Source organism: Massilia sp. BSC265 (assembly GCF_000740675.1).
Taxonomy (GTDB): domain Bacteria; phylum Pseudomonadota; class Gammaproteobacteria; order Burkholderiales; family Burkholderiaceae_D; genus Telluria.
In genome coordinates, this window is sequence record NZ_JPXI01000042.1 from 322036 (window position 1) to 340043 (window position 18008).

Genomic DNA, 18008 nt, shown 5'->3' on the forward strand with positions numbered 1-18008 from the left:
CAACATCCATAACCATATTGGAGACCACGCCAGCAATGCGCGATGCACCCGTGCGCCTGACATCGCTCGACGCCTTCCGCGGCTTTACCATTGCCGCGATGGTCCTCGTGAACAACCCGGGCGACTGGGGCAACCTGCATGCGCAACTGGCCCACGCCAAGTGGCATGGCTGGACCTTCACCGACTGCATCTTCCCCTTCTTCCTGTTCATCGGCGGCGTCGCCATGACGCTGTCGCTCGGGCGACTGGCGGCAAGCGGCGCCGACAAGCCGCGCCTGCTGCTCAAGCTGGCGAAGCGCGCCGCGCTGATCTTCCTGATCGGCTTCCTGCTCAACCTGATCCCGCGCTTCGACTTCGAGACCGTGCGCATCCCGGGCGTCCTGCAGCGCATCGCCCTGTGCACGCTGCTGGCCGCCCCGGTCGTCGTCTATCTGGGCTGGCGCGCACAGCTGGCGGTGATCGCGGCGCTGCTGGCGCTGTACTCGGTGTTGATGCTGTGGGTGCCGGTGCCTGGTATCGGCGCCGGCGTCCTGGAACCAGGCCAGGATTTCGGCGCCTGGGTCGACCGTATGGTCCTTGATGGCCACATGTGGGTGCAATCGAAAACCTGGGACCCCGAGGGCCTGCTCAGCACCATCCCCGCCCTGTGCAGCCAGCTGTTCGGCGTGCTCGCCGGCCGCATGCTGGCGTCAAGCCTGCCGCGCATCGAGCAAGCCACGTGGATGCTGTTCGCCGGCCTGGTCTTCCTGGCCCTGGGCTCGAGCCTGGATGCGGTGCTCATGCCGATCAATAAAAGCCTGTGGACGGTATCCTATTGCCTGTGGATGAGCGGCTGGGCGCTGCTCGCCTTCGGCATGTGCTACTGGCTGCTCGACGCCAACCCCCATGCCGTCGTGCGCGAACGCGCCGCCGCATGGGCCAGACCCTTCGTGATCTATGGCATGAACGCGCTGTTCATCTTCGCGTTCTCGGGTTTCGTGGCCAAGATGCTCGGGTTTATCAAGCTGGCGCAGCCCGACGGCAGCCAGCTCTCGCTCGGCCGCACGCTGTACGCGCCCATCAAGGCGCTGCCGCTGGGCGCCGCCAATACCTCGCTGTTATATGCCATCCTCTTCAACGCCTGCATGTTCGCGATCGCATACGGCATGTGGCGCAAGCGGTGGTTCGTCAAAGTCTGAAAAGAACAAAGGAGCGGATTTGAAGCCCGATCTGAAAAAACGTGCGTTCACCCTGGCCGGCATGGCAGGTGCGCTGACCCTAGGCAGTTTTTTGACCGCCTGCACCACCCAGCCGACCGTCCCCGAGGGCCGCGCGGGCGGTGCCGACAATCCGCCGCCGGCGCCCCGTGAATTCCGCGCCGCCTGGGTCTCCACCGTCGCCAACATCGATTGGCCGAGCAAGCCCGGCTTGGGCGCCGCCCAGCAGCAGGCGGAAGCGATCGCCATCCTGGACCGCGCAGTCAGTCTCAACCTGAACGCCATCGTGCTGCAGGTGCGCCCGGCGGCCGACGCCATCTATCCATCGAAGATCGAGCCCTGGACCGAATACCTGACCGGCGCCCAGGGCAAGCCCCCGATGCCGTGGTACGACCCGCTTGCCTTCTGGATCAGGGAAGCGCATGCGCGCGGTCTCGAGTTGCACGCCTGGTTCAACCCCTATCGCGCGCGCCACGACAACGCGCGAACGCCCGCCGCACCGAATCACATCACCAACACCATCCCGTCCGCCGTCAAGCGCTACGGGAAATTCATGTGGATGGACCCGGGCGAGGAAGCCGCGTCGAAGCAGACCATGGACGTCATCCTCGACGTGGTGCGCCGCTATGACATCGACGGCGTGCACATCGACGACTACTTCTACCCGTATCCGATCGCGGCGCCGGAAGTGGCGGGCAACGCGCAGGCACTGGACGGCAACGGCAAGCCGGCGGCGAAAGAACTCGACTTCCCCGACGGCCCGGCCTGGGAGCGCTACCTCGCCGGTGGCGGCAAGCTCGATCGCCCATCCTGGCGCCGCGACAACGTCAACCGCCTGATCGAAGCCATGTACAAGGGCATCCACAAGGAAAAGAGCTGGGTGCGCTTCGGCATCAGCCCCTTCGGCATGGGCCGTCCGGACCGCCGCCCGCCGGGCATCTCGGGCTTCTCGCAGTACGACAAGCTGTACGCGGACGCCGAGCTGTGGCTGGAGAAAGGCTGGCTCGACTACTTCGTGCCCCAGCTGTACTGGCCGATCGCCCAGACCGCCCAGTCCTACCCGGTGCTGCTCGACTACTGGATCTCGCAGAACCCGCAGGGCCGCCACATGTGGCCGGGCCTGTTCACCAGCCGCATCGGCGCAGCGCCGCCGACCCTGAACTACGAGCCGAAGGAGATCCTGGACCAGATCGCGCTGACCCGCCAGCGTCCGCTGTCGACCGGCCACGTCCACTTCAGCATGGTGGCCCTGAGCCAGAACCGCAAGGGCATCAGCGACCAGCTGCGCGACACCGCCTATACCGGCCAGGCGCTGGTGCCGGCGACCACCTGGCTCTCGAGCCCGCGGCCGGGCAGGCCGCTGGTCACTGCCGCGGCAAACAAGGACGGCCTCACGTTCAAGCTCAAGGGGGACAAGGCGACCGCCTTGTATGCCATCTGGGCGCGCCACGGCAGCGAGTGGCGCTTCGCGGTGGCGCCGGGATCGCGCGCGGACTGGAGCATTCCGGACGACGCGAAGCTCGGCCGTGCCAACCTGGTGTATGTAAGCGCGGTGGACCGCCTCGGCAACGAAGGCGCGCGCGTGCAGGCATGGCGCCAGCCGTCGTAATATTGAACATGCGAGGCTCATAACCTTGGTTCATGCAAGGACCGCCAGCATTCATTCGCGTGCCGGCGGACCCACAACGTACACTCGCGGGCTATGCTCCATCACGAACTGCAACAAGACAATCTAGGCCTCGGCATCGACGCCGGCGGCACCCAGACCCGTTGGGCCCTCGCGGCGCCGGGCGGGCGCATCGTCGCCGAAGGCACGGCTGCCGGCCTGTCTGCCCTGCAGATGGGCAGCCTCGAAGGGCGCGAAGCCGTGCAGGCGACCTTCAGCGTCATCGCGCAGGCCGTGCTGTCCCATGGCCGCCCGGTCGCGGTGCGCGCCGGCGTGACCGGCTTCGGCGGCGACGGCGGTCCCCTGCAGCAGACCCTGGGCCCGCTGCTCGGCCTGGACCCGAAAGCGGTCGTGCTGAGCAACGACATCGAAATCGCCTACCTCGCCAGTTTCAAGCCGGGGGAGGGTTACCTCGTGTATTCCGGCACCGGCTCGATCGGCGCCTTCATCGACGCCCATGGCGGCTTCCACCGCGCCGGCGGGCGCGGGGTGGTGCTGGACGACGGCGGCGGCGGCTTCTGGATCGCCCGTGAAGCGCTGCGCCACATCTGGCGCCTCGAGGACGAACGTCCCGGCGCCTGGGAAGCCTCGCCGATGGCGCATGCCGTGTTCCAGCACGTGGGCGGCTCGGACTGGGCGTTCTCGCGCCAGTTCATCTATGGCCGCGAGCGCGGCGAAGTCGGCAAGCTGGCGATCGCGGTCGCGGCGACCGCCGAACGCGATCCGGCCGCCGCCGCCATCCTGCGCGAGGCGGGCCGCGAACTGGCCCGGCTGGCGCAGGCGCTGGTCAGCCGCTTCGGCCCGCGTCCGGTGGCGCTGGCCGGCCGCGCCGCCGAACTGCACCCGGCAATCGTCGAGACCATGCGTGCGGCGCTGCCGCCCGATACCATACTGAGCCAGACCGGCATGCGCGCCCACTATGCGGCCGCGCGGCTGGCGGCAGAGCCGGCGCACCGCGCCAACTGACACAGCACACAGGATTCCACGCCGATGAAAAAGCTGAACGTTCTCGCCATCCCGATTATTCTTTCCGTGCTGGCAGGCTGTACCACTGCCCCGCTCGAACCGATCGGCCCGAAGATCGATACCACCTACAATGCCAAGGGGCAGTCGAGCCGTGCGCGCTTCCTGGTGCTGCACTACACCGTGTCCGACAACCCGACCTCGATCAAGATCCTGACCGAGCAGCAGGTGAGCGCTCACTACCTCGTCACGAACCATGCGCAGCCGATCATCTACCGCCTGGTCGACGAGAACCGCGCCGCCTACCATGCCGGTAACTCGAGCTGGAAAAACTTTACACAGCTGAACAACAGCTCGATCGGCATCGAGATCGTGAATCCCGGCTGGACCGCTGCGCCCAATGGCGGACGGCTGTTCTACCCCTTCCCGCAGGCCCAGATGGATGTCCTCATCCCGCTGCTGAAGGACATCGTCCAGCGCCACGGCATCGCGCCCGAGAACGTCCTCGGCCACAGCGACATCGCACCGCAGCGCAAGCAGGACCCGGGCCCGCTGTTCCCATGGGCGCGCCTGGCCCAGGAAGGCCTGGTCCTGTGGCCGGATGCGAACCGGGTCGCCCTGGTGCGCCCGATCTTCGACGTGACCCTGCCGGATATCTTCTGGTTCCAGCGCAAGCTGGCCACCCACGGGTTCGCGATCCAGCAGACCGGCGTGCTCGACCAGCAGACCCGCACCGTGCTGCAGGCCTTCCAGATGAAATACCGCCCGGCGGACTTCGCCGGCAATCCGGATGCCGAGACCGCTGCCCTGCTCGAGGTGCTGACCACGCCGGCCAACGCACCGCTGCCGGTGATCCAGCCGCAGATGATTACCACGCCGGTGCCGCCGCTGCCGCCGGCGACGCCGCCGGCCCCGGTGGTCCCGGAAACCGCACCTGCCCCGGCAGCGCCGGCGCCCGTGCCGAATCCGGCCGTCCCGGCGCCGGTGCCGACGCCGGTCACCCCGCCGGTCCCGGCGCCTGCCCCGGCGCCGGCCGTACCGGCAGCGACACCGGTGAACCCAGCTGTTGTGATCACGCCGTGACGGTCGCCGCAGCCCTGTTTTCCCTGTATCCTTCGGAAAATCCGCGCCGTGCGCGCGGACCCTCTATTGAAGGATGAAGCGATGCGTCTGCGCCATATCGAAGTTTTCCACGCCATCATGCAGGTCGGTACCATCAGCGGTGCCGCCCAGGTTCTCCACATCTCGCAGCCGGCGGTGACGAAAGTCCTGCAGCATGCCGAGCTGCAGCTGGGCATGCCGCTGTTCGAGCGGGTGCGCGGCAAGCTGTATCCGAAGCCGGAAGCGCACCGCCTGTTCGCCGAAACCGAGAAGCTGAACCGCGACCTGCAGGGTATCCGCCGCCTGGCCGCCAGCCTGAAGAGCCGCGCGGTGGAGACCGTGCGCCTGGTGTCGACACCGACCATCGCGATCAGCGTGCTGCCGCAGGCGATGACGGTGTGGCGCCGCGACTTTCCGCAGGCGCGCTGCGAGCTGGCCACCCAACACACCAGCGAGATCGTGAACGCGCTGCGCCTGGGCGAAGCCGACCTGGCGCTGTCGCTGCAGGACCCGCGTCACCCCGGCATCGTGGCCGAACCGATCGCCCACGGGACGCTCACCGTGATGGCGCCGCGTGGCACCTGGAGCGAAGAAGACCTGTCCAGACCCTTTGGCGCCGAAGGATTGACCGGTGAACTGATCGGCCTGAACGACGGCGATCCGCTGGGCGAGATCGTGGTAGCGGCTTGCGAGGCCCAGGGCGTGCAGCCGGTCTACCACACCGTGGTGCAGACCTACCAGATCGCCCGCTCGCTGGTGGAAGCCGGCGCCGGCCTGGCCGTGCTCGATCCCTTCACCGCCGCCTCGGCCGACCCGGCCAAGGTGCAGTGCCGCCCGTGGTCGCCGGCGATGCCGGTGCACCTGTATCTCCTGAGCGCCAGCCACTCTCCCTTGTCGCACGGGGCGCGGGAGCTGGCCAACTGTATCGGCGCGACCGCGCGCGCCTGTCTCGAAAAAGGCTGTGCATGAGTTTGTCTGTGGCCAGCGAGGACATCGCCGGCAGCCCTGAATTCCGCCATCTCACCAGCATCGACGGGATCGCGATCGACCTGCGCTACGCGACCAGCAACAATTTTGTCGGGCGCGACCTGTATTCGCCCTTCGACTGCGCCTGGCTGCACCGCGACGCCGCCGAGGCGCTGGAAAAGGTCGTGGCCTGGCTGAAGCTGCGCCGTCCCGACCTCACTCCCCTGGTGCTCGACGCCCTGCGTCCGCAGCGCGTGCAGCAGCAGCTCTGGGATGCGCTCGAAGGCACCGGCCTGCAGATGTACCTGGCCGACCCGGCGCGCGGCTCGATCCACTCCTACGGCATGGCGCTCGACATCACCCTGCTCGACCAAGCGGGCAGGGAGCTCGACATGGGCACCGGCTTCGATGACATGACCGACCTGTCGCACCCGGCGCTGGAAGAAGGTTTCCTGGTGGCGGGAAAGCTCAGCGAGGAGCAGGTGGCCAACCGCCGCCTGCTGCGCGAAGCCATGCTGGAGGCGGGCTTCTTCGGCATCAGGACCGAGTGGTGGCACTTCGACTGCGGCGACCGCGACCTGGTGCGCGCCACCTACCGTCGGGTGCTCTGAGCTTTTTTTCCTGCCGAGTAGCGCGGCGGCAACAAGCGGCCGCGTGCGTGCCAAGGATGGTGCTAGTCTGGCATCTGATTCTTCGATGGGAGAATGGCGATGCGCAAGATCCTGCTCCTTTCCCTGCTGGCCGCCAGCGCATGCGTCGCGCAGGCCGCACCGACCAGCTGGGACTTCAGCTATACCGGCCTGTTCGTTACGCGCAGCTACACGTCGACGGGACCGGAGCCCCGTAACGACTATGCCGAGGGTTTCGAACCCGATGCGCGCATCACCGGCAGCTTCAGTGGCGAGGACCGCAATGGCAATGGCATCATCGACATCGGCGAACTGACCGGCTTCCAGGTGCATGGCAGGGATTATTTTCCTTGCATGGAAGCCCCGAGTCCGTATGGCCGCTGCGGCATCAGCAGCTTCAGCTACGTCCCGGGCGGAGAGCTCGGCTTTTTCGCCGGCTGGGGCGGCTACGACGAGTATTACTCGGGCTGGAGCGGGAGTGTGAGGAGCGGCGTCAGCGCGCGCGATTACTCCTATGGCCACTTTTACGAATCGACGACCTCCTGGTATTGGACTGACCAGACCCGTTTCGACATCGTCCAGCTGCCGGTGCCGGAACCGGCTTCCGGCGCCATGGCCGCGGCCGGGCTGGCGCTGCTGGCCGGCTTACGCTGGCGGCATAAGAGATAAGGGGCATCCGCCAGCGTGCGCTGGCCTACCGCGAGCTGGCGCAGCGGCTGCAGGGCAGGGATATCCCGCAGGTCCTGCTGCTGCACCATAACCTGATCAATGCGATGTGGCTGGACGACGTGATCCGCCAGTTCAAGGAGATGGGCTGGACCATCACCACGCCGGCGCAGGCCTATGCCGATCCCGTGTACCAGTTCAAGCCGGAGCGCTCGGGCGCAGCCTGCTGCTGTCGATGGGGCGCAGCTGGGACTATCGCCGGCGGAGCTGGGCCTGCGCCTGATGGACGACGGCGACTTCGAGATCGACGCCCTCGGGCAGCAGGGGCTCTGACGCCGGCGCCGGGCGACTACTCGGATGGGTTCTGGGGGAGGGCAGGCGCGGCAGGCGGGGTTCCCGAACGCGCCACCCAGTCCACCAGCGCATCCAGCACCGCGCGTCCCCGGCCGTTGCCGGCCTGCTCGCTGTTGACCATCGCGACGAATACGTTCTGCACCCCGCTGGCATCCGGCACATAGCCTGCCAGCGCCACCACGTTGCGCAGCGTGCCGGTCTTGAGCCGCGCGCGGCCCTCCGCCGGGGTGCCCTGCAGGCGCCGGCGCAGGGTGCCGTCGATGCCGGCGATCGGCATGCTGGCCTGGAATTCGGGCGCCCAGTTGCTGCGCAGGCCGGCCTGCAGCAGGTAAGCCATCTGCTGGGGCGTGACGCGTTCCGTGCGCGACAGGCCCGAGCCGTTCTCCATCACCAGGCCGGTATCGTCGATGCGCTGGCCGCGCATCCACTCGCGCACGGCAGCGTCGGCCCGTGAGAACGTGCTCTCGCCGCTTGGCGGGAGAGGGAAGCTGCCGGCCGCCGGATCCGGCTGCAAGCTGCCCAGGCTCAGGAACAGGGTGCGCGCCAGCGCGTTGTCAGAGGGCTTGTTGGTGTCGCGGACCAGCTCCGGCAGCATGCGCGAGGTATGCTCGGCCAGCAGGACCGATTCCGGCGGCGCCGTGCGCTCGACCACCTTGCCGCTGAACTTCCCGCCCAGTTCCTTCCACTTCTGGCGGAACAGCCGCTCGATGTAGTCGTTCCGGTCCAGCACGTTGATGCTGTAGGTACGCGCGCACTCCTTCGGGAAGCTACCGTGCAGGAGCACCTTGATGCGGCCGTCCTTCTGGCGCACGGCTTCCGGCAGCTTCCAGCCGTCTTCCCATTTCGAGCAGTCGGCGTCGATGAGCGCCATGCTCGATCCGATGCTCACACGGTCCAGTTGCGGCTGCATCTCCAGCTTCAGGCGCTTGTTCGTGGAGCGCATGTCGATCTGGATCATGTTCTTGTTGACCAGCAGCGCGTCCGGGATCACGTTGTAATAGGCCTCGGGCGACTCGTCGAACGCGATGCCCGCGTCCGTGCGCGCAGGTTGCCACAGGCTGCGGTCCAGCACCAGGTCGCCCTCGATGCGTCGGATTCCCTGGTAGTGCAGGACGCGCAGCATGTTCTCGAGGTGTTCGCCGGACAGGTCGGCGTCGGCGCCGCCCTTCAGGATCAGGTTCCCGCGCAGGACGTCTTTCTCGATCGCGCCCGTGGTGCGCAGTTCGGTACGGCCGCGGAAGGCGGGGCCGAGCCGCTCCAGGCTCACCATGGTCGTCACGAGCTTCATGGTCGATGCCGGCTGCATCGGCCGGTCGGCCTGGTGCGACAGCACCACGGCGTCGCCCTTGAGCACCAGCACGCCGAGGGAATCTTCCGGCAGGCCCTGCTGCGCCAGCACCTGTGCCACCGGGGCCGGCAGCTGGGCGTGGGCGCTGCCGAAGACAGCGACAAGGACGGTGGCGAGGGCAAGGCGGCGCAGCATGGATACTCCTTTAACCGAAGAAGAGATAGGCGACGAAGATGGCGCCGATGACGCCGGCCAGGTCGGCCAGCAGGCCGTAGCCGATCGCATAGCGGGTCTTGCGGATGCCGACCGAGCCGAAGTACAGCGCGACGACGTAGAACGTGGTGTCGGCGGCGCCCTGCAGGATGCTGGACAGGCGGCCGACGAAGGAGTCGACGCCGTAGGTGGTCATCGCGTCGATCATCATGGCGCGCGAGCCGCTGCCCGACAGGGGCTTCATGAGCGCGGTCGGCAGTGCGCCGACGAAGTCGGTTGGCAGGCCGAGGGCGTTGAAGACCCAGGCGAAGCCGCTGACGATCATGCCCAGGATGCCCGAGTTGCGCACCACGCTGATCGCCACCAGCATGCCGACCAGGTAGGGGATGATTCTCAGCGAGGTCTCGATACCGCCCTTGGCGCCTTCGATGAAGGCTTCGAACACGTTCACCTTCCTGGCCAGCGCGCCGACCATGAAGGCGGCGATGATCGAGAACAGGATCAGGTTGGCCGCGACCACCGAGACCAGCTGGATCTGCGCCTTGTCGAGGAAGACGGTGAAGTACCAGACCAGCAGGCCGATGAGCGCGGTCAGGCCGCCGATCCAGCCGAAAACGGCCGGATGCAGCAGATTGATGCGCTGGCGCAGGCTGACGGCGATGATGCCGGTCATGGTCGAGCAGTAGGTCGCGATCAGGGTCGGGATGAAGATGTCGGCCGGGTTGGCGGCGCCGAGGATCGCGCGCTGGGCCATGATCGCCAGCGGGATGATGGTCAGGCCCGAGGTCTGGATCACCAGGAACATGATCTGGGCGTCGCTGGCCTCGTCCTTGCTGGGGTTCAGGGACTGCAGGCTTTCCATGGCTTTCAGGCCGAAGGGGGTGGCGGCGTTGTCCAGGCCGAGCATGTTGGCCGAGAAGTTCATCACCATGTGGCCGTTGGCCGGATGGTCCTTCGGCACGCCCGGGAAGATGCGCGAAAAGAAGGGCCCGATGATGCGGGCGAACAGGTTGATGGCGCCGGCTTTTTCGCCGACGTTCATGATGCCGAGCCAGAGTGTCATGACGCCGGCCAGCGGCAGGGCGATGTCCATCACCGCCATCTTGGCCGACGAGAAGGTGCCGTCGATGATCCGCTTGAAGATTTCGCTATCGCCCAGGAACAGCCATTGCGCGAGTGCCGCGACGAAGCCGACGAGGAAGAAGCCAGTCCAGATGTAATTGAGTGCCATGAGTTTGCTGCCGCCGAGGTCGTACGATTGTGCAGCGGAGAGTATAGGCCGGGAATAAGCTGCGCAGATGAAAGAATGCGCCAAGGCCATGTTTAAAAGTTATGAGGACGTGTCGGGCTTTCTTTTTCTATTTGCTCAATTGCATGAAAATCAGGGCATAATCTTTCTCCAGTTCGCGCCTATTGGAGAAGAGAGCATATGCATTGCCTAGCCCGCCCTACCTTGTGCAGCCTTGTATTTGTTCTCGGTAGCTTTGCCGCCGTGCCTGCTGACGCGCAGGCGCAGGCGCCAGCCGCGGCTCGCAGCGAACGCGTGGCCGCGCTCCTTCCGGAAATTGACAAGATCTACACGGAGCTCGCCGGCAAGGAGCACCTGCCTGGCCTGGTGTACGGCGTGGTCCTCGACGGCAAGCTGGTGCACGTCCGTTCGCTCGGCCTGGCCGATGTGGAGCGCAAGATCCCTGCGACCAGTTCGACCGAATTCCGCATTGCCTCGATGAGCAAGAGCTTTGTGGCGATGGCGGCGCTGAAGCTGCGTGACCAGGGCAAGCTGCGGCTCGACGATCCGGTCGCCGACTACCTGCCTGAACTGCGCCGCGTCCAGCTGCCGACCGCGGATTCGCCCGCGCTGACGATTCGCCACCTGCTGACCATGACCACCGGACTGCCCGAGGACAATCCCTGGGGCGACCGCCAGATGGCCGTTTCCAATGCCCGGCTCGAGCAGCTGGCGGGCGCCGGACTGTCGTTCTCCAACGCTCCCGGGCAGACCTTCGAGTACAGCAACCTCGGATACATCTTCCTGGGCAAGGTGGTGAGCAAGGCCTCGGGCATGCGCTTCCAGGATTACGTCACGCGCGAAATCCTGCGGCCGCTGGGAATGCACAACACGCGCTGGGAATATACGCAAGCCGCACCGGGCAAGCTCGCGCTGGGCTACCGCTGGGACCGCGACCACTGGGAGCCTGAGCCGATCCTGTCCGACGGCGACGGCGCCGCGATGGGCGGCTTGATCACGACGGCGGATGACTTCGCGCGCTACGTCGCCTTCCACCTGGACGCCTGGCCGGCCCGCAATGATCCGGAGCGCGGGCCGCTGCGCCGCGCCTCGGTGCGCGAGATGCACCTGCCGCAGGTGTTTACCGGCTTCGCCGTCAAGGCGACCCTGACCGACAGGAAGACGCCAAATCCGCGCATGCATTTCTATAACTACGGCCTGGACTGGACGCGCGACAGCCACGACGTGGTGACGGCCGGCCATTCGGGCGGGCTGCCCGGCTTCGGCAGCCAGTTCCGTTTCGCACCGGACCACGGTGTCGGGGTGTTTGCCTTCACCAACCTGCGCTACGGGCCGGTGTACGGACCCACCAATAGGATACTGAGCATGCTGGTCGAGCGCGCCGATCTGGGGCCCCGGGCCATTGCCGTCTCGCCGATCCTGGCGAAGCGCCATCCGCAAGTGGCACAACTGGTGCAGTCGTGGGATGCATCCCTGGGAAGTGCGATTGCGGCCGACAACCTGTTCCTCGACCGCTCGCGCGTAGACTGGATCGCGCACGCGCGCGAAAAGCTGGAGCCGATCGGGAAGATCACCTCGGTTGGCCCGATCGAGGCCGAGAACGCCTTGCGCGGCACGTTCCCGCTCATCGGCGAGCGCGGCACGGTGAACGTCAAATTCACGCTCACTCCCGAACGCGAGCCCAAGGTGCAGGAGATCACGCTCACGCCGGCGAAGCCGCCGGTGAATCAATAAGCATGTTCAGGACCGGAAAACGCAAAGCCGGGGGGCGGCTCACCGTTTTCCCGCAGCCGCGGATATGATACGCAAGGTTTTCCCGCTGCTTCGATATCGCCTCCGTCATGACACTCCGCCTGGCTGCCGCCGCCCTCCTGTTCCCCCTGCTGTGCGCCGCTAGCGCGAGCGCGCAGCTTCCCCCGAAGGCGCCCGCGCAGGAAAAAGTCCTGCGCATGTTCCTGTCCACCAGCGAGACCGGCCTGGACCCGGCCGTGGCTTCGGACAATGCCACGCTCTCGCTGCTGGAAAACTTGTTCGACCCGCTGCTGCGCTACGACTACCTGGCGCGTCCGGCGAAGCTGCGCCCGAACACGGCCGCCGCCATGCCGGAGGTGAGCGCGGACGGACTGACTTACACCTTCCGTATCCGCCCCGGTATCCACTTCACCCCGGATCCGGCCTTCAAAGGGGCGAAACGCGAGATGACGGCGCAGGATTACGTCTACAGCATCGGGCGCCTGCTCGACCCGGCGACCAGGTCGCCCTGGGCCGCGACGTTCGAGGGCGTGGCCGAGCTGCGCGCCCTCGACCGCCATACCTTGCGCATCCGCCTGAAGGCGCCGGACAACAACTTCCTGTTCTACCTGGCGATGCCGGCTTCCAGCGCAGTGGCGCGCGAAGTCATCGAGGCCTATCCGGGCCAGGCAGGCAACCACCCGGTCGGCACCGGCCCCTTCATGGTCGGCGAGTGGAAGCGCAGCGACCGCATCGTCCTGCTGGCCAATCCGCATTCGACCGCCGTGTTCCATGCGGCGCCGGAAGACGCATCGAAGTACAGCGCCGAGGACAAGGCCATCGCCGCCGCCCTCGACGGCAAGCGCCTGCCGCGGGTGGACCGGATCGAGCTGCGCGTCGCCGAGGAATTCCAGGGCCGCATGCTGGGCTTCCTGAACGCCGAGTACGACTACCTCGAGCAGATTCCCGAATCCATGACCGACATGGTGGTGCGTGACGGCCGGCTCAAGCCCGAGCTGGCGGCGCGCGGCATCGTGCTGTCGCGCTTTCCGGTACTGCAGACCTACTACATGTGGATGAACATGAACGACCCGGTGGTCGGGGGCTACGGCAAGGACAAGGTGGCGCTGCGTCGCGCGATCTCGATGGCCTACAACAATGCCGAGGACATCGCGCTGCTGAAGAAGGGCTTTGCGATCAAGGCCGAGTCGCCGTTGCCGCCCAACGTGCTGGGCTACGACCCGGACTACCGCAGCCCGGTACCCTATGACCCCCAGCTGGCCAACGCGCTGCTGGACCGCTACGGCTATACCCGGCGCGACCCGGATGGGTTTCGGCGTACGCCCGACAACAGGCCGCTGACGCTCACCATGCACAGCGAAGCGACGGTCAGCGGCCGCCTGCGCGACGAGCTGTGGCGCAAGTGCCTGAACGCGATCGGCCTGCGCGTCGTGTTCAAGTCCGATAAAAAGACCGAGATCATCAAGGCGTCGCGCCTGGGCACGGTCCAGATGTTCGAGAGTAACTGGATCGCCGACTTCCCCGACGGCGACAACTTCTACCAGCTCCTGTACGGCCCCAACGCCGGCCGCGCCAATTACGCGCGTTTCAACCTGCCGGCCTACAACGAGCGCTACGAACAGGCGCGCCGTCTCACCGATGGCCCCGCGCGCCAGAAGCTGTATTTCGAGATGAACCAGCTGATCCATGCATATAACCCATGGGTGCCGTTGACCCAGGTCTTGTCCGGCGATTTGCGTCATCCGTGGCTGAAAAACTACAAACGCCACCCTGTCGAATTCACCACCTGGCGCTATCTGGATGTCGATGTTGCGCAAAGGGCACGCTTCGCCAGAGGAGAGCGCTAGATTTCGTGAGTTTTTCCTAAATAAAACATTCCCCTTAGTTATACTTGCCGCCGGATATTTCATTGGATAGCCCTAAATAACTGGGCTTACCCTGAAATCAAAAATAACGTAATGCTAAGACATTGCGAAAATGAAAACCGGCCGGAAAACCAGGCCGCCAAGGGAAAACGTTAGGAGAAACGCGTGAAGTTAAAGAAGCTCGCCCAATTGATCGCCCTGATGGGTGCGGTCAGCCCGGCCGTCGCACAAAACGTGCAAACGTCTGGTCCAATCCAGCGTGTCGAGATCACCGGTAGCAGCATCAAGCGCGTCGCCAAGGAAGGCGCACTGCCGGTGCAGGTGATCAGCGCCGACACCCTGCAGAAACAGGGTATTACGTCCGCCGAGCAACTGATGGCGACGATTTCGGCGAACGGCACCGGTGCCGACAATCCGACTTCGGGCAACAACGTGTTCGGCGCCGATGCCGACCGCGTCAGCGGCGGCGCTTCCTTCGCGTCCTTCCGCGGCCTGGGACCGAACAGCACCCTGGTCCTGATCAACGGGCGCCGCGCGCCCACCCACGGCAAGAGCGGCAAGGCGGTCGACCTGAATTCGATCCCGATGGCGGCGATTTCCCGCATCGAGATCCTGAAGGACGGTGCCTCCGCGATCTACGGCACCGACGCGATCGGTGGCGTGATGAACATCATCCTGCGGACCGACTACCAGGGCGCCGAAGCTTCGGCCTACACCAACATCACCGAGGCGGGCGGCGGCAACATCCACCGCGGCTCGCTGATCGTCGGTACCGGCGACCTGGAGACCGACGGCTTCAACGTCATGGCTACCGCCTCGTTCACCAAGAACGAGAAGCTCGAATCGCGCCAGCGTGACTTCGCCAACGGCTTCCAGCCTTCGCGCGGCCTGTCGCCGGACACCACCGGCACCCCGTACGCGAACCAGCTGACCGGCGCCGGCACCGCGCTGGGCACCGGCTTCAAGATGCCGAACGACCCGACCACCTACCTGCAGGCCAACCCGCTGAGCTTCCAGGGCAAGTGCGACACGGTCGAAGGCATGTCGCAGTACCAGACCGCGCTGTGGAAGGACGTCACTTCGCCGCTGCGCACGCGTTATTCCTGCGCCTACGACTACGGTGCCGACTACGTGATGCAGTCGCCGTCCGAGCAGGCCAACCTGCTGCTGCGCGGCACCTATAAACTGGCGGCGGACCACAGGATGTTCGTCGAGGCGATCGGCTCGCGTTCGGAAGTGATCTCGATCCTGACCCCGGCCCAGATCTCGACCTCGCTCGCCAACGGCAACGCTTATCCGGTGGGCGGTCCTTACTACCAGGATCTGTCGGCCTTCATCCCGACCTACAACCGCAACCTGCCGATCATCTACAAATGGCGCGCCAACGCGCTGGGTAACCGGACCCAGGACAACACCACCGAGAGCGGCCGCCTGCTGGTCGGTTTCGAGGGCGTGATCCGTGACTGGGACTACAAGCTGGGCCTGTCGAAGGCGCAGAGCACGTCGCACATGGACCTGCTCGACGGCTATGCCTACACTGCCGATTTCTACAAGGTGCTCGGCAGCGGCATCGTCAACCCGTGGTCGCTCGACGGCAAGCAGACCCAGGCGGCGATCGACGCGATCGAGAAGACCAAGTACCGCGGCGCTTTCCAGACCGGCAAGACGACCATGACCCAGATCGACGGCACCGTCTCGGGTGAGCTGTTCGACCTGCCAGCCGGCAAGCTGGCAATGGCCGCCGGCTTCGACTTCCGCCGTGAAACCTACCTGTACAGCCAGGACGTGGCCGCCGAGCCGATCCTGCTGGCGCCGGGCAACGCCAACCTGCCGAAGGCCTCGCGCGACGTCAAGGCGTTCTTCGCCGAGTTCATCGTGCCGGTGACCAAGGACCTGGAACTGCAGCTGGCCGTGCGCCGCGACGACTACAGCGTGATCGGCGCGACCACCAATCCGAAGGTCGCCTTCCGCTACCAGCCGGCCAACTGGCTGCTGTTCCGCGGTTCGGCCAACAAGGGCTTCCTGGCGCCGAGTTTCGTCCAGCTGTACACCGGCTCGCTCGATGGCGAACTGTCGAACGGCGTGATCGACAGCGTCGGTTGCGCGCGTCATCCTGGCGACATCCGCTTCTGCGCACCGGAGCGCTTCGACTTCAAGTCCGGCGGCAACCCGAACCTGGTGCCGGAAACCTCGAAGCAGGGCACCCTGGGCCTGGTCATCGAGCCGTTCAAGGGCTTCTCGGCCTCGATCGACTGGTGGGCGGTCAACATGAAGAACCGCATCCTGAACCGCAGCGCGACCGTCGTGCTGCAGAATGCCGCGCTGCTGCCGGGTAACATCATCCGCAACCCGGACGACACCATCAACTACGTCCAGGCCGGCTGGATCAATGCGGCGGGCGCCAAGACCCGCGGCATCGACGTCGGCCTGCGCGGCGACGGCAAGTTCGGCGACGGCTTCAAGTGGAGCGCCACCCTGGACGGCACCTGGACCGACAGCTTCAAGTTCGCCGAGATCGAAGGCCAGCCGTACAAGGAATACGTCGGCATGTTCTTCACCCGCGACCTGTACCTGCGCTGGAAGCACGCTGCCACCTTCAGCGTGAGCCGCGGCGACTGGAACGTCCTGGTGAGCAACAACTTCGCCTCGGGCTACAAGGACCAGGTGCCGAACGCCGGCAAGGGCACGCCGCCGCCGGGCTTCAACCCGGACGTGTCGAGCTACACCCGCTTCGGCCTGGCGGCCACCTATACCGGCTTCAAGAACACCACGCTCACGCTCGGTGTACAGAACCTGTTCGACCGCGATCCGCCGTTCACCGCCCACAACGTTGACGAAGTGGTCGGCGCTGCCTGGGATCCGCGCGTGGCCGATCCGCGTGGCCGTGCCTTCACCTTCAACGTCAAGTACAAGTTCTTCTAACTTGACCGTTGTCAGCGGCCCGCTGTCGATGGAGGCGCAAGCCTCCACGGCGCGGGCCGTTTTTCATTTTTTTCACGCGAATTTCGCATGACTCTCAGCCGACGCAGCTTCGGCGCCCTGGTCGCAGCCGGTTTCTCCGCCTCCGGACTCGCGGCTGCCGCGCCGCAGCGTTCTCCCAAACGCCTCATCAAACCCCCACGCCTGCGCCCCGGCGACCTGGTCGGCCTGATCGCGCCCGGCGGCTTCGCCGACGACCGCCTGATCGAGAAAGCGGTCCAGAATATCGAAGCCCTCGGAATGCGGGCGAAAGTAGGCACTTACATCAAGGCCGTGCACGGCAACTATGCCGGTTCAAGCCAGCAGCGCCTGGCCGACCTGCATGCCATGTTCGCCGACCCGGAAGTGAAGATGATCTGGCCGATCCGCGGCGGCTCGGGCTGCATTTCGCTGCTCTCGAAACTCGACTACGGCCTGATCCGGCGTAATCCGAAAATCCTGCTCGGCTACTCGGACATCACCGCGCTGCACCTGGCGATCTACAACAGGACCGGCCTGGTGACCTTCCACGGCCCGGTGGCCTCGTCGACGCTGGCCGACTATCCGCGCGAGCACATGATGGCCGTGCTGACCGACCCGCGGCCCAGCTACACGATCCCGATGGCACCGGAAAATGCATTGAAGGCGCACACCGCGCCGCACTTCGGCATCCGCACCCTGACCGCGGGCGTGGCCACCGGCCCGCTCCTGGGCGGCAACCTGTCGATCGTGGCGGCATTGTGCGGCACGCCGTATGCGGCCGACTTCAGCAAGGCCCTGCTGTTCCTGGAAGAGGTGGACGAGGCGCCCTACCGCCTGGACCGCTGGATGACCCAGCTCGACCTGTCATTCGGTTTCGCCAATGCGGCCGGCGTCATGGTCGGCATCTGCGAGGATTGCGCACCGCAAGAAGGAAGGCGCTCGCTGAGCCTGGACGAGACCTTCGATCAGCACCTGAAACCCTTGACCGTGCCGGCGGTGACCGGTTATTCGATCGGGCATATCCGCCACCAGTTCACCATTCCGGTCGGCGTGCGCGGCCGGCTGGACACGGAGGCCCAGACCGTGACCCTGCTCGAGCCTGCCGTTTCGTGATCACTCGGGATCGAAACTGAACATGAGCGGGAAGATCATCGGGCAGG

Annotated in this window: 13 protein-coding genes and 1 pseudogene; 12 read left to right on the forward strand and 2 right to left on the reverse strand. The window is 65.9% G+C overall.

Features of this window, described 5'->3' with window-relative positions:
* The first annotated feature begins 35 nt into the window (after positions 1–35).
* The 8 genes and pseudogenes from MA09_RS22515 (at position 36) to MA09_RS24940 (ending at position 7520) form a co-directional block, all read left to right on the forward strand.
* Positions 36–1178 carry an acyltransferase family protein gene (locus MA09_RS22515; protein ID WP_036253303.1) on the forward strand — a complete coding sequence of 381 codons (1143 nt, stop codon included), beginning with the start codon at positions 36–38 and terminating at the stop codon, positions 1176–1178.
* A gap of 19 nt (positions 1179–1197) precedes the next feature.
* Positions 1198–2805: a glycoside hydrolase family 10 protein gene (locus MA09_RS22520; RefSeq protein WP_036253305.1), complete on the forward strand. Its 1608-nt coding sequence runs from the start codon at positions 1198–1200 to the stop codon at positions 2803–2805.
* 93 nt (positions 2806–2898) lie between these two features.
* The gene (locus tag MA09_RS22525; protein ID WP_036253308.1) at positions 2899–3828 is read left to right on the forward strand and encodes an N-acetylglucosamine kinase; all 930 of its coding nucleotides are present in this window, start codon (positions 2899–2901) and stop codon (positions 3826–3828) included.
* A gap of 24 nt (positions 3829–3852) precedes the next feature.
* Positions 3853–4647: pseudogene (locus tag MA09_RS22530) on the forward strand (N-acetylmuramoyl-L-alanine amidase); the annotation flags it as partial.
* Positions 4648–4989: 342 nt separating this feature from the next.
* Positions 4990–5895, forward strand: a complete 906-nt coding sequence (locus MA09_RS22535; RefSeq protein ID WP_036253314.1) for a LysR family transcriptional regulator — start codon at positions 4990–4992, stop codon at positions 5893–5895.
* Complete coding sequence (locus MA09_RS22540) at positions 5892–6503, forward strand: M15 family metallopeptidase (protein ID WP_036253317.1); 612 nt, start codon at positions 5892–5894, stop codon at positions 6501–6503. The genes MA09_RS22535 and MA09_RS22540 overlap by 4 nt, the downstream gene beginning before the upstream one ends.
* A gap of 99 nt (positions 6504–6602) precedes the next feature.
* Entirely contained in the window at positions 6603–7190 is a 588-nt protein-coding gene (locus tag MA09_RS22545; protein ID WP_161783250.1) for a PEP-CTERM sorting domain-containing protein, read from the forward strand.
* Between the two features lie 174 nt (positions 7191–7364).
* A complete protein-coding gene (locus MA09_RS24940) occupies positions 7365–7520 on the forward strand; it encodes a hypothetical protein (protein ID WP_161783251.1) in 156 nt (51 codons plus the stop codon).
* Between the two features lie 16 nt (positions 7521–7536).
* Here the strand turns inward: MA09_RS24940 and dacB are convergent, their stop codons facing one another.
* The gene (dacB, locus tag MA09_RS22550; RefSeq protein ID WP_036253321.1) at positions 7537–9024 is read right to left on the reverse strand and encodes a D-alanyl-D-alanine carboxypeptidase/D-alanyl-D-alanine-endopeptidase; all 1488 of its coding nucleotides are present in this window, start codon (positions 9022–9024) and stop codon (positions 7537–7539) included.
* Between the two features lie 10 nt (positions 9025–9034).
* The gene (locus MA09_RS22555) at positions 9035–10273 is read right to left on the reverse strand and encodes a nucleoside recognition domain-containing protein (RefSeq protein ID WP_036253322.1); all 1239 of its coding nucleotides are present in this window, start codon (positions 10271–10273) and stop codon (positions 9035–9037) included.
* Positions 10274–10585: 312 nt separating this feature from the next.
* Between MA09_RS22555 and MA09_RS22560 the strand changes: the two genes are divergently transcribed.
* From MA09_RS22560 to MA09_RS22575, 4 genes are all read left to right on the forward strand, one after another.
* Positions 10586–12025: a serine hydrolase gene (locus MA09_RS22560; protein WP_051933710.1), complete on the forward strand. Its 1440-nt coding sequence runs from the start codon at positions 10586–10588 to the stop codon at positions 12023–12025.
* 107 nt (positions 12026–12132) lie between these two features.
* On the forward strand, positions 12133–13890 hold the full coding sequence (locus MA09_RS22565; RefSeq protein ID WP_036253323.1) for an ABC transporter substrate-binding protein: 1758 nt from the start codon (positions 12133–12135) through the stop codon (positions 13888–13890).
* 183 nt (positions 13891–14073) lie between these two features.
* Positions 14074–16830 carry a TonB-dependent receptor gene (locus tag MA09_RS22570; protein ID WP_036253324.1) on the forward strand — a complete coding sequence of 919 codons (2757 nt, stop codon included), beginning with the start codon at positions 14074–14076 and terminating at the stop codon, positions 16828–16830.
* An 87-nt stretch (positions 16831–16917) separates the two neighbouring features.
* Positions 16918–17961: an LD-carboxypeptidase gene (locus MA09_RS22575; protein WP_051933711.1), complete on the forward strand. Its 1044-nt coding sequence runs from the start codon at positions 16918–16920 to the stop codon at positions 17959–17961.
* The last annotated feature ends 47 nt before the right edge of the window (positions 17962–18008 follow it).

Coding starts and splice junctions, on each gene's coding strand:
- MA09_RS22515 (WP_036253303.1), top strand. CDS start 36: ATGCGCGATGCACCCGTGCGCCTGACATCGCTCGACGCCTTCCGCGGC.
- MA09_RS22525 (WP_036253308.1), top strand. CDS start 2,899: ATGCTCCATCACGAACTGCAACAAGACAATCTAGGCCTCGGCATCGAC.
- MA09_RS22535 (WP_036253314.1), top strand. CDS start 4,990: ATGCGTCTGCGCCATATCGAAGTTTTCCACGCCATCATGCAGGTCGGT.
- MA09_RS22540 (WP_036253317.1), top strand. CDS start 5,892: ATGAGTTTGTCTGTGGCCAGCGAGGACATCGCCGGCAGCCCTGAATTC.
- MA09_RS22545 (WP_161783250.1), top strand. CDS start 6,603: ATGCGCAAGATCCTGCTCCTTTCCCTGCTGGCCGCCAGCGCATGCGTC.
- MA09_RS24940 (WP_161783251.1), top strand. CDS start 7,365: ATGCCGATCCCGTGTACCAGTTCAAGCCGGAGCGCTCGGGCGCAGCCT.
- dacB (WP_036253321.1), bottom strand. CDS start 9,024: ATGCTGCGCCGCCTTGCCCTCGCCACCGTCCTTGTCGCTGTCTTCGGC.
- MA09_RS22555 (WP_036253322.1), bottom strand. CDS start 10,273: ATGGCACTCAATTACATCTGGACTGGCTTCTTCCTCGTCGGCTTCGTC.
- MA09_RS22565 (WP_036253323.1), top strand. CDS start 12,133: ATGACACTCCGCCTGGCTGCCGCCGCCCTCCTGTTCCCCCTGCTGTGC.
- MA09_RS22575 (WP_051933711.1), top strand. CDS start 16,918: ATGACTCTCAGCCGACGCAGCTTCGGCGCCCTGGTCGCAGCCGGTTTC.